The organism is Vibrio sp. 16, from assembly GCF_963681195.1.
In the GTDB taxonomy this organism is placed as follows: Bacteria; Pseudomonadota; Gammaproteobacteria; order Enterobacterales; family Vibrionaceae; genus Vibrio; species Vibrio sinaloensis_D.
In genome coordinates, this window is the sequence record NZ_OY808997.1 from 2054599 (window position 1) to 2066925 (window position 12327).

Consider the following 12327-nt stretch of genomic DNA (forward strand, 5'->3'; position numbering starts at 1 on the left):
CTTTTGCATCTTTTCGCCCAATGTCGATTCACGTATCCTAAGCCGCAATAGACATAAACGAAAGAAGTTACCCGTGAAAGCGTTACCTGAAAAAGATAAGCAAAAACATACCCCAATGATGCAGCAGTATCTCAAGTTAAAAGCCGAGAACCCTGACATCTTGCTGTTCTATCGAATGGGCGATTTTTACGAACTTTTCTATGATGATGCCAAACGCGCGTCACAACTACTCGATATTTCTCTTACTAAACGCGGCGCATCTGCCGGCGAGCCGATTCCAATGGCGGGCGTCCCCTTCCATGCCGTAGAGGGCTATTTAGCCAAATTGGTGCAGCTTGGCGAGTCCGTTGCGATTTGTGAACAAATTGGCGATCCTGCGACGAGTAAAGGTCCAGTAGAGCGTGCAGTGGTTCGTATTGTCACCCCTGGCACCGTTACTGATGAAGCCCTGCTTTCCGAGCGTATCGATAACCTTATCGCCGCTATCTATCACCACGATGGTAAATTTGGCTACGCGACTCTCGACGTGACTTCAGGCCGATTCCAATTAATGGAACCGGAAACAGAAGAAGCAATGGCAGCCGAGTTGCAACGTACCGCGCCACGCGAGCTGCTGTTCCCGGAAGACTTCGAACCCGTGCATTTGATGTCTTCCCGCAATGGCAATCGCCGCCGCCCGGTATGGGAGTTTGAGCTAGATACAGCAAAACAGCAGTTAAACCAACAATTTGGCACACGTGATTTAGTTGGGTTTGGAGTCGAACACGCCAAGCTCGGATTATGCGCAGCAGGCTGTCTGATTCAATATGTGAAAGATACCCAACGAACAGCACTGCCGCACATTCGCTCTTTGACCTTCGATCGCCAAGATCATTCGGTGATTCTTGACGCGGCAACACGCAGAAATTTAGAGATCACCCAAAACCTTGCAGGTGGTACAGACAACACCCTTGCTGAAGTTTTGGATCATACAGCGACCGCCATGGGTAGCCGTATGCTCAAACGCTGGTTGCATCAGCCGATGCGCGACATTGATACGCTAAACCACCGTCTAGATGCTATTGCTGAGCTAAAAGATGAAGCCTTATTTAGTGACTTACACCCAGTACTTAAGCAGATTGGCGATATCGAACGTATTCTGGCCCGTTTGGCGCTGCGCAGTGCTCGCCCACGTGATATGGCTCGTCTACGCTATGCGATGCAGCAGTTACCTGAGGTATCTGAGTTAATGAGCTCACTTCACCACCCTTACCTCTCTAAGTTAGCGCAATACGCGGCGCCAATGGGTGAGGTGTGCGAACTGCTAGAGCGTGCTATTAAAGAGAATCCGCCTGTGGTTATTCGTGATGGCGGTGTGATCGCAGAAGGGTACAACGCTGAACTTGATGAATGGCGTAAATTGGCAGATGGTGCGACCGAATATCTTGAGCAAATGGAGCAAGACGAGCGTGAGCGTCACGGCATTGATTCACTCAAGGTGGGCTACAATAATGTCCACGGTTTCTTTATTCAGGTCAGCAGAGGGCAAAGCCATTTAGTGCCGCCACACTACGTACGTCGCCAGACGCTTAAGAACGCAGAGCGCTACATCATCCCTGAGTTAAAAGAGCATGAAGATAAAGTCCTCAACTCAAAATCAAAAGCGCTAGCGCTAGAGAAACAACTTTGGGAAGAGCTGTTTGATTTGCTTCTTCCACATTTAGAACAAATGCAAAATGTCGCCTCTGCAGTCTCTCAAATTGACGTTTTGCAAAACCTAGCAGAACGTGCAGACAGCTTAGATTACTGTCGCCCGAACTTAATCAAAGAAGCTGGTATTCATATCCAAGCTGGCCGCCACCCAGTTGTTGAGCAAGTGATGGACGAGCCGTTTATTGCCAATCCAATCGAGCTCAATGCCCAACGTAAGATGTTAATCATTACTGGTCCGAACATGGGCGGTAAATCGACTTACATGCGCCAAACCGCGTTGATTGCACTGATGGCTCACATTGGTTCTTACGTCCCTGCAGAGTCAGCAACCATTGGTTCGGTGGATCGTATCTTTACTCGTATTGGTGCTTCGGATGACCTGGCCTCAGGCCGTTCTACCTTTATGGTTGAGATGACGGAAACCGCTAACATCTTGCACAACGCAACACAAAATAGCCTAGTGCTAATGGATGAGATTGGGCGTGGAACCAGTACTTATGACGGCCTATCTTTGGCTTGGGCGAGCGCGGAATGGTTGGCAAAACAGCTCGGTTCAATGACATTGTTTGCGACCCACTACTTTGAGCTCACTGAGTTGCCAAGCCAAATACCGACCTTAGCCAATGTTCACCTTGATGCGGTTGAACATGGCGATAGCATTGCCTTTATGCACGCCGTTCAAGAAGGCGCTGCGAGCAAATCATACGGTCTTGCTGTCGCGGGACTTGCTGGTGTACCAAAGAGCGTCATCAAAAATGCACGCGCTAAGCTGACCCAACTTGAACAAATCGGTCAAATAGAAGCATCATCCACGCCAAGTAGCGGTGTGGATATCGCTAATCAATTAAGCCTTATTCCAGAGCCGAGTGAAGTTGAAGAAGCGCTTTCCAATATTGACCCTGACGATCTCACTCCACGTCAGGCTTTGGAAGAGCTATATCGACTTAAAAAACTGCTTTAGTCTTCAATGAAAAATGGCTGCCAAAAGGCAGCCATTTTTTACAATTTTCTTCGCAGCAGCATCAGTGCCAAGGTTAAAAATACCAAACTCGGCATTACCGCCCCCACTGCGGGAGGAATTCCATAGACTAAAGTCAGTGGACCAAAAAACTCACTCGAAATATAGAAAGTAAAGCCAGCAACCACACCGGATAAAACCCTCGCCCCCATGCTTACACTTCGCAGCGGGCCAAAGACAAACGACAGCGCGAGCAACATCATAACCGCAATGGATATCGGCTGAGTAACTTTACGCCAAAGGGCCAGTTCATAGCGAGAGGCGTCTTGCTCTGAGGCTTTAAGGTAAGTGACGTAGTCATACAAACCACTCATCGCCAACTCTTCAGGCTCTACTTTTACCACTGCCAACTTGTCAGGAACTAACGTCGTTTTCCACGCGTATTCCTTCACCTTAGACTTAGCCAGCTCTACCTTGTCGGCCATGTCGGTAATTTCCGCATTTTTCATGAGCCACTGGTTATCACCTAAATAGTCCGCTTCAGGGGCAAACATCACTTGATAGAGTTTCTTCTCATCATCGAATCTCCAAACCTTCACACCATAGAGCGTGTCGTCTTCCACCTTACCGATGAAGATAAAGTCATCCACATCTCGCGCCCAGACCCCGGCACGAACGGAAACAATTTGCCCGCCAGAAATCGAGAATGAACGCAGCTCTCGAGCCATTTTCTGTGCCTGTGGCGCCCCCCACTCTCCGAGAAGCATGATAATCAGCATCAATGGAATCGCGGTTTTCAGTACCGACAAACCAATATCGAGTTTGGAGTAGCCCGACGCCTGCATGACCACGAGCTCAGAACTTGATGCCAAAATACCTAAGCCGATTAAGGCACCCAGTAAAGCGGACATGGCAAAGAACAATTCAATATCGCGTGGAATTCCCAACAGGACGAAATAGAACGCGTTGAGCAAGTCGTAACTTCCCTTACCTACACTGCGTAATTGTTCTACAAAACGGATGATGCTCGATAAGCCGATAAGAGTCGCTAACACCATAGAGGTCGTCGCGATAATGGTTCGGCCGATATAGAGGTCTAGAATTTTAAACACGAGTTACGACACCTTACGTTGTCTAAATTTGTCTTTCATGCGTCGCACAGGAACGCTGTCGATAAAGTTGACGCCGATCGCCGCCACTAACAGAGCAAAGTTGATTGGCCACATACCAATCACTGCTGGAATATTGCCATCCTCGATTGCTGATTTCGTCGTCGACATTGAGATAAAGTAAACAAAATAAGCCAGAATCGCTGGCCCCATTTTGGCAAAACGACCTTGGCGCGGGTTAACGGCAGAAAGAGGCACCACCAGCATGGTCAACAGTGGGATACAAACAAAGAGCGATATACGCCATTGAAGCTCGGCTTTTGCAGACAAATCGGTACTCTCAATCAAGTCTAGTGTTGGCACCGCGCCCCAACTGCGGCGCTTAGCTTGGACCTCACGTTGACCAATCAAACCGCTGTAATGCTCAAACTCTGTCACCATGTAATCCAAGCGAGTAGGTATGCCTTCGTATCGCGTACCATCATGCATCACAATCATTTGGCGACCATCATCATGCTCACGCACTTCACCCGAGTTAGAGAACATCACACTCGGTAAAATCGCATCGCGCGGGCGCACTTGAGCCACAAACACGTTGTTGAGCTTGTTGTCTCGGATTTCATCAATGAAGACGACAGAAGAGCCATCCGGTGTACGCTGAAACTGACCCGCTTTTAGCAAGTCGACACTGTTTTCAGCCGCAACTTGCTCTATCAACTGAGCCTCTTTTTCTTGACTCCATGGCGCTAAATAAAGCGTGTTGAATGCAGCCAGTACCGTAGTGATAAACGCAAGTGACATCGCCGCACGGATCAAAAACTTACTGCCCATGCCTGTCGCATTCATGACGGTAATTTCACTTTCGCTGTATAAACGGCCAAAAGTGAGCAAGATACCGATGTATAAGCTCATCGGCAGCATCAGAAGCCCCATTTGGGGAATATTTAATCCAACGATAGCTAAGATCAGTCGAGCAGGGATATCACCGTCCGTCGCATCGCCTAAAACTTTGATAAAAGTCTGACTTACAAAGACGAGTAAAAGCACAAAAAATATCGCTAATTGGCTTTTGAGTGTCTCGCGGATCAAATATCTAACAATAATCACGCTGAAATTACCTATACAAAACTTGTTTTTTTAATTGAATCACTATAATTTCCCGTTGAACCTTTTATTTTTAAATTTTTTGGCTAACTGTTAACGCGCTTATTTAAGGATAGTTCCGAGTAAGGAATCAACAAGTAAGACGGCATTATCTAACATTTAGTTCTATTTGTCTTCAGGATGTAGGAGTACGCATGGAGTTCAGTGTAAAGAGTGGCAGCCCTGAGAAACAGCGCAGCGCATGTATCGTTGTAGGTGTGTTTGAACCACGCCGTCTTTCTCCGGTCGCTGAACAGCTCGACAAAATCAGCGATGGCTATATCAGTTCTCTACTTCGCCGTGGCGATCTGGAAGGTAAACCAGGGCAGATGCTACTGCTTCATCAAGTACCAGGAGTACTGTCTGAACGCGTTTTGCTTGTCGGTTGTGGTAAAGAGCGTGAGCTTGGCGAGCGCCAATACAAAGAAATCATTCAAAAAACCATCAATACGCTCAACGAAACAGGTTCAATGGAAGCAGTATGTTTCCTAACAGAACTGCACGTTAAAGGTCGTGACACTTACTGGAAAGTACGCCAAGCGGTTGAAGCAACAAAAGATGGTCTTTACACGTTCGACCAATTTAAGAGCGTTAAACCAGAGACTCGCCGCCCACTTCGTAAGCTGGTATTCAACGTACCAACACGTCGTGAGCTAAACCTTGGCGAAAAAGCAATCGCACACGGTCTTGCTATCGCGTCTGGTGTGAAAGCATCGAAAGACCTAGGCAACATGCCACCAAACATCGCCAACCCAGCTTACCTTGCTTCTCAAGCACGTCGCCTAGCGGATGACTATGAGACAGTAACGACTAAGATCATTGGCGAGCAAGAAATGGAAAAACTGGGTATGACTTCATACCTAGCCGTTGGCCGTGGTTCTAAGAACGAATCTATGATGTCTATCATGGAGTACAAAGGCAACCCAGATCCAGAAGCAAAACCAATCGTTCTTGTGGGTAAAGGTCTAACCTTCGATTCAGGCGGTATTTCACTTAAGCCAGGCGAAGGCATGGACGAGATGAAGTACGACATGTGTGGTGCTGCATCGGTATTTGGCACAATGAAAGCACTTGCGAAATTGAACCTACCAATCAACGTGGTTGCCGTTCTAGCAGGCTGTGAGAACATGCCAGGCAGCAATGCCTACCGTCCAGGTGACATTCTGACGACTATGTCTGGTCAAACGGTTGAAGTACTTAATCTGACGCTGAAGGCCGTCTAGTACTGTGTGATGCACTAACTTACGTTGAACGTTACGAGCCAGAGTGTGTGGTTGACGTAGCGACTCTAACTGGCGCATGTATCATGGCTCTAGGCCACCACATCAGTGCGGTTATCTCTAACCATAACCCGCTGTCGCACGAGCTGATCAACGCATCTGAGCAATCTAGTGACCGTGCATGGCGTCTCCCTATGGCTGACGAGTACCACGAGCAGTTGAAGAGCCCATTTGCCGATATGGCAAACATCGGTGGTCGTCCTGCAGGCACGATCACAGCAGGTTGTTTCCTGTCTAAATTTGCCAAGAAATACCACTGGGCACACGTCGACATCGCAGGTACAGCTTGGAAGTCAGGCGCAGCAAAAGGCTCTACTGGTCGCCCTGTCTCAATGCTTGTCCAATTCCTGCTTAACCGCAGTGGCCAAGACACAGAGGAATAAACCTCAACTTCGTCAAAAGGGCCGCAAGGCCCTTTTTTGTATCTGAAGCAATAGTGAGCTAAATAAAATGGCAAACGCAACGTTTTACATTATCAAGCCAGACTCCCCGCAATCGAATGCCGTGGGTTTTGGCGACTATGTACTGTTTCTTGCCAGACATTTTGCCTCACAAGGTGCCAAGGTGTATCTGAATTGCCACGACAAATCGCACGCAGAACAGATTGCTGAGACTTTTTGGCAAGCCGAGCCCCATCACTTTATTGCCCACAATTTGGTTGGCGAAGGTCCCAAATATGGCACCAAGGTGGAAATAGGCTACCAAGCTGTCAAGCCCTCATGGAATCGGCAAATAGTAATAAATTTGGCGGAAAATGAGACAACCTTTGCGAACAAGTTTGCTGAGGTGGTAGACTTCGTCCCTTGCGAAGAAAAAGCCAAGCAACTGGCGCGAGAAAGATATAAAATCTACCGTCAAGCGGGCTATCAGCTACAAACGATCGAGATCGAACACAGCTAGCACCACCGCACCAATAACCGGTCAATCCTTATAGCTAAGGCGATCTTGTCAGAGATCCCTCACTTATAAAGATTGACTTAGAATTAAACCAGACCTATCAGCAGAATATCTATAGCTATGGAAAAGACATATAACCCAACTTCAATTGAACAGGCTTTATATCAAGCTTGGGAAGAGAAAGGCTACTTCAAGCCACACGGTGACACGACCAAAGAATCATACTCAATCATGATCCCACCACCGAACGTCACTGGTAGCCTACACATGGGCCACGCGTTCCAAGATACGATCATGGATACTCTGATCCGCGCAGAGCGTATGAAAGGTAAAAACACCCTTTGGCAAGTCGGTACAGACCACGCTGGTATCGCAACTCAAATGGTTGTTGAGCGTAAGATCGCTGCTGAAGAAGGCAAAACCAAGCACGACTACGGCCGTGATGCTTTCATCGATAAAATCTGGGAATGGAAAGGCGAGTCTGGTGGCACCATCACTAAACAGCTTCGTCGTCTAGGTGCATCGGTAGACTGGGACCGTGAGCGCTTCACAATGGATGACGGTCTATCTAACGCAGTTCAAGAAGTTTTTGTTCGCCTATACGAAGATGACCTAATCTATCGCGGTAAGCGTCTAGTAAACTGGGATCCTAAACTGCACACGGCAATTTCTGATCTTGAAGTTGAAAACAAAGACAAAAAAGGCCACATGTGGCACTTCCGCTACCCGCTAGCAGACGGCGTTAAAACAGCAGAAGGCAAAGACTACATCGTAGTTGCAACCACGCGTCCTGAAACCATGCTAGGCGATACGGGTGTTGCGGTTAACCCAGAAGATCCACGTTACAAAGATCTTATCGGCAAAGAAATTCTACTTCCTATCGTTGATCGTCGTATCCCAATCGTGGGCGATGAGCACGCCGATATGGAGAAAGGAACTGGCTGTGTGAAAATCACACCTGCGCACGACTTCAACGACTACGAAGTGGGTAAACGCCACCAGTTACCAATGATCAACATCCTAACCTTTGATGCCAACATCCGTGAAGCAGCAGAAGTATTCAACACCAACGGCGAAGCAAGTGATGCGTACTCAACTGAGCTACCTGCTAAGTACCGCGGTATGGAGCGTTTTGCTGCACGTAAAGCGATCGTAGCTGAGTTTGATGAGCTAGGCCTGCTTGATGAAATCAAAGACCACGATCTAACGGTTCCTTACGGTGACCGTGGCGGCGTGGTGATTGAACCAATGCTGACTGACCAATGGTACGTTCGCACCGCACCTCTTGCTGAAACGGCAACTAAAGCGGTTGAAGATGGTGAAATCCAGTTCGTTCCTAAGCAATACGAAAACATGTACTTCTCTTGGATGCGCGACATTCAAGACTGGTGTATCTCTCGTCAGCTTTGGTGGGGTCACCGCATCCCTGCATGGTACGACAACGATGGCAATGTATACGTAGGTCGCACTGAAGAAGAAGTTCGTGCAAACAACAACCTAGCGCCAGTTGTGGTTCTACGCCAAGACGACGATGTATTGGATACTTGGTTCTCTTCTGCACTTTGGACCTTCGGTACGCAAGGTTGGCCTGAGAACACAGATGACCTGAAGACATTCCACCCTTCAGACGTACTCGTTACTGGTTTCGACATCATCTTCTTCTGGGTTGCTCGTATGATCATGATGACGATGCACTTCTGTAAAGATGAGAACGGTAAGCCACAAGTACCATTTAAGACGGTATACGTTACTGGTCTAATCCGTGACGAGAACGGCGACAAGATGTCTAAGTCTAAGGGTAACGTTCTTGACCCAATCGACATGATTGACGGCATCGACCTTGAGTCTCTTGTTGAGAAACGCACTGGTAACATGATGCAGCCTCAACTTGCAGCGAAGATCGAGAAGAACACGCGTAAGACGTTTGAAAACGGTATCGAACCATACGGTACTGACGCACTACGCTTCACGCTTGCTGCTATGGCTTCTACTGGCCGTGACATCAACTGGGATATGAAGCGTCTGGAAGGTTACCGTAACTTCTGTAACAAGCTATGGAACGCAAGCCGTTACGTACTGATGAATACAGAAGATCAGGATTGTGGCTTCCATTCATCTAACGAACAGGCAGGTGAGATCGAGTACTCACTAGCGGATAAGTGGATCGAGTCTCAGTTTGAGCTAGCAGCGAAAGAGTTCAATGGTCACATTGATAACTTCCGTCTGGATATGGCAGCAAACACGATTTACGAATTTATCTGGAACCAATTCTGTGACTGGTACCTAGAGCTCACTAAACCAGTTCTTTGGAAAGGTAGTGAAGCTCAGCAACGTGGTACTCGTCGCACGCTAATCACCGTTCTAGAGAAGACACTTCGTCTAGCACACCCTGTGATCCCATACATCACAGAAACTATCTGGCAGAGCGTTAAGCCGCTGGTTGACGGTGTTGAAGGTGACACAATCATGCTTCAAGCACTGCCTCAGTTCGACGAAGCGAACTTCAACCAAGCAGCTCTTGATGACATCGAGTGGGTGAAGTCATTCATCACTAGCATCCGTAACCTACGTGCTGAATACGACATCAACCCAGGTAAGCCGCTTGAAGTGATGCTAAAAGCCGCGAGCGCAGAAGATGCAGCGCGCTTAGAAGCGAACAAGCAAGTTCTGGTTTCTCTAGCGAAACTTGAGTCTGTACGCGTACTGGAAGCTGGTGAAGAAACGCCAGCTTGCGCAACGGCGCTGGTTGCTAAGTCTGAACTGATGATCCCAATGGCGGGTCTTATCGACAAAGACGCGGAACTTGCTCGTCTAGACGGCGAAATCAAGAAGACTCACGGTGAAATCAAGCGTATCGAAGGTAAGCTAGGTAACGAAGGTTTTGTTGCTAAAGCACCGGAAGCGGTAGTTGCTAAAGAGCGTGAAAAGCTAGAAGGCTACAAAGAGACTCTAGTGAAACTAGAAGAGCAAAAAGCGACGATTGCAGCGCTGTAATCTTCGCCTCTAGTAAAAACAAATAAGCTGGTCACTCGACCAGCTTTTTTTATTCTTGCTAGTGGCTAATTTCTCGCAGCTTCAATTCTCTCATCGAAGTCAGGGTGTGAGCTTAGCCACTCCGGTATAGCAAACTCTTCTTGCTGACTAAATTGCTCAAACATTTCTGCCATTGCTTCGCTGCTTCCATAAATCACACGCATATTGTGTTTCGCATACTCATCCGCTTCCATCTCGGCTTCCCGTGAATGGCCATTTGACAAGAAAAAGACGCCAACACCAGCCATGTTGTCGATCACGCCTGAGCTCTCACCTGTCAGCAAAGAGACACCAACAGAAAGAATACTTGAGTGAACAAGACGCTTTAACATATGACGATGATGAACGTGGCCAAGCTCGTGCAAAATAATGCTATCAAGCTGCTGCTCATTGGCTGCTAACTTGACCATTTGATCAAGGACGACAATTTTCCCACCAGGCAGAGCAAACGCATTCGCTCCCATCTCTGAAGAGCGAAATACAATATCGACTGAGTAAGGTAATGGTTCGATCTGCGATAAATAATGGGACACTCTAGTGCGAATTTGCTCCTGCTCCAAAGTACTCAGTTCACTGGGAGCCCAATGCTCGTCCAAGCTCGCCAACACCTTATCCCCTAGCGCGACAGCAACCGGATCTGGAACGGCATGAGCTACTTTTTCACTGAGCCAAGGCAGCAGATAAACATAACTACCGACAATAACACCGATACAACACACTACCGACAACAGCCAAGCAAACCGTTTAGTTTCCATCTTCTCGACAAAACTAGAACGCTTGTTTCGCTTTAGCCACTGGTTGATTTGTGGCGTCCTATCTGCGACAAACATCCAGCCATCGGCAAACTTAAAACGGATGGGCAAGTTGCCAACAGGGGCGCTGACTTCAACCCATGCCACTTCGCAGTAAACCGTTTCTTCTTCGGTCACGATACAAAGTGATGTTGAACTGGACGCATCTAGCTCAGCTGCGAGTCGAACTGAGCTATTCGGCGGAAATGCACTGCCTTGAAAACGCATTAGTTGATGCCGATACCGAGGTCAAACGCCTGAGCAACTTCATCCGTGACCGCTGATTTCACATCGGAATCTTGGTCAACCGCCACTAATAAAGTCATGTTACCCACCACAGCTGTTCTTTCAGCTAGATAGCGGCTGGTTCTCACCATCACCCATGGACGCGCAAGACCTAACGTGATCACTTGCAGCAAGAAGTTAGAAATCACTAAGCCCATGTAGCTACTGACACTCATGGTTGAAGTGAATCTAAAGGCCGTTTCTGATTGATCTTCTTGTTGAGCGACCAGTTGAGAGAAAACATAGTTACGCACACGAGTCGTTGTATATGCCGTCAACGCGATAGTTAAAACAATCATCGCCGCGTACACAATGACAACACCCGCAAACGCCCCTGCACTCTGGCCAACTTGAGAAAGATCAGAAAGATGCAGCTGACTAAATTCAACACCACCAAACACAACGAGCATAGCAACGACAGCAAATGCCAGCGCAGACAACACACCGATGATCATCGCCTTGCAGTAGGTCTTCAAAAAGAAACCTGTTGTAATTTCTGCGCTAAACTTCCAATCACCATATTGATAGCCATTAGCAAAAAAGCGGTGAGCACCTGCAATAACCCACGCGTAAACCACTGCCATAACAGCAAAAAAACCGAACCACATCGCGATTCCTGCTGCAGTAGAAACGGAACCAACTGCGATTGAAATACCTATGTAGACCGCAAGAATGAGCAATGCACCTACGCCACGTCCAAGTAGCGTAACGTATGCGCTCTTAAGCGGAGCCGTGAAGGAGAAGTGAACGTTTCGGTAGCTCGTCATTGCGGAATCGAAACGAGCGTTGCTCCAAAGTAGCCAAGGCAGTGCAGCATAAAATGCTAACAGTAGCGCCATACTTGCAACAGGGAAAAATTGGCTACTAATAGACCAAATAAGAACCACGACGAGTGCCACAATGCGACCTTTAAGGATCTGTATTGGTTTGGCGTGATACTCAAAGTTATCGCCGCTAATATGAGTGTTACCGTAGAAGTAGCGCTTTGTTCTTACTTTGGCCCATGCCGAATAAATACCTAATGTAACAATAGAAAGGAGGATATTAACTATCCATATGCCGAAAAATTCCCCACCTCTACCATGAAATGAAACGGGATTGGTTAACTGTTTTTGGTCCATGCCTAAAATTCCTGACGT

General features: G+C 47.6%; 7 protein-coding genes and 1 pseudogene. 4 read left to right on the forward strand and 4 right to left on the reverse strand.

Annotation, left to right across the window (positions count from 1 at the left end; all coding sequences use genetic code 11):
- Window positions 1-115: 115 nt before the first annotated feature.
- Complete coding sequence (mutS, locus tag U9J37_RS09310) at window positions 116-2653, forward strand: DNA mismatch repair protein MutS (RefSeq protein ID WP_043887036.1); 2538 nt, start codon at window positions 116-118, stop codon at window positions 2651-2653.
- A 38-nt stretch (window positions 2654-2691) separates the two neighbouring features.
- Here mutS and lptG read toward each other — a convergent pair whose 3' ends face one another.
- Together lptG and lptF are read right to left on the reverse strand one after the other, a co-directional pair.
- The gene (lptG, locus tag U9J37_RS09315; protein ID WP_005472677.1) at window positions 2692-3762 is read right to left on the reverse strand and encodes an LPS export ABC transporter permease LptG; all 1071 of its coding nucleotides are present in this window, start codon (window positions 3760-3762) and stop codon (window positions 2692-2694) included.
- A gap of 3 nt (window positions 3763-3765) precedes the next feature.
- On the reverse strand, window positions 3766-4866 hold the full coding sequence (gene lptF, locus U9J37_RS09320; RefSeq protein WP_005472756.1) for an LPS export ABC transporter permease LptF: 1101 nt from the start codon (window positions 4864-4866) through the stop codon (window positions 3766-3768).
- Between the two features lie 191 nt (window positions 4867-5057).
- Between lptF and pepA the strand changes: the two are divergent.
- The 3 genes and pseudogenes from pepA (at window position 5058) to U9J37_RS09335 (ending at window position 10073) form a co-directional block, all read left to right on the forward strand.
- Window positions 5058-6565, forward strand: a pseudogene (gene pepA, locus U9J37_RS09325) (leucyl aminopeptidase).
- Window positions 6566-6632: 67 nt separating this feature from the next.
- Window positions 6633-7082, forward strand: coding sequence for a DNA polymerase III subunit chi (locus tag U9J37_RS09330; protein WP_005472629.1), 450 nt, complete (start codon window positions 6633-6635; stop codon window positions 7080-7082).
- 117 nt (window positions 7083-7199) lie between these two features.
- The gene (locus U9J37_RS09335) at window positions 7200-10073 is read left to right on the forward strand and encodes a valine--tRNA ligase (protein WP_005472782.1); all 2874 of its coding nucleotides are present in this window, start codon (window positions 7200-7202) and stop codon (window positions 10071-10073) included.
- A 65-nt stretch (window positions 10074-10138) separates the two neighbouring features.
- On the opposite strand, the gene U9J37_RS09340 is transcribed toward U9J37_RS09335, so the two are convergent.
- Complete coding sequence (locus U9J37_RS09340; RefSeq protein ID WP_005472682.1) at window positions 10139-11131, reverse strand: M48 family metallopeptidase; 993 nt, start codon at window positions 11129-11131, stop codon at window positions 10139-10141.
- Window positions 11131-12309 (reverse strand): YjgN family protein, encoded by a 1179-nt coding sequence (locus U9J37_RS09345; RefSeq protein WP_005472627.1) that lies wholly within the window; start codon window positions 12307-12309, stop codon window positions 11131-11133. Before U9J37_RS09345 ends, U9J37_RS09340 begins: the two co-directional genes overlap by 1 nt.
- Window positions 12310-12327: the final 18 nt, after the last annotated feature.

Excerpts from the sequence above, each read along its gene's own strand:
- U9J37_RS09335 (WP_005472782.1), top strand. The coding sequence starts at position 7,200 with ATGGAAAAGACATATAACCCAACTTCAATTGAACAGGCTTTATATCAA.
- U9J37_RS09345 (WP_005472627.1), bottom strand. The coding sequence starts at position 12,309 with ATGGACCAAAAACAGTTAACCAATCCCGTTTCATTTCATGGTAGAGGT.
- mutS (WP_043887036.1), top strand. The coding sequence starts at position 116 with ATGATGCAGCAGTATCTCAAGTTAAAAGCCGAGAACCCTGACATCTTG.
- U9J37_RS09340 (WP_005472682.1), bottom strand. The coding sequence starts at position 11,131 with ATGCGTTTTCAAGGCAGTGCATTTCCGCCGAATAGCTCAGTTCGACTC.
- U9J37_RS09330 (WP_005472629.1), top strand. The coding sequence starts at position 6,633 with ATGGCAAACGCAACGTTTTACATTATCAAGCCAGACTCCCCGCAATCG.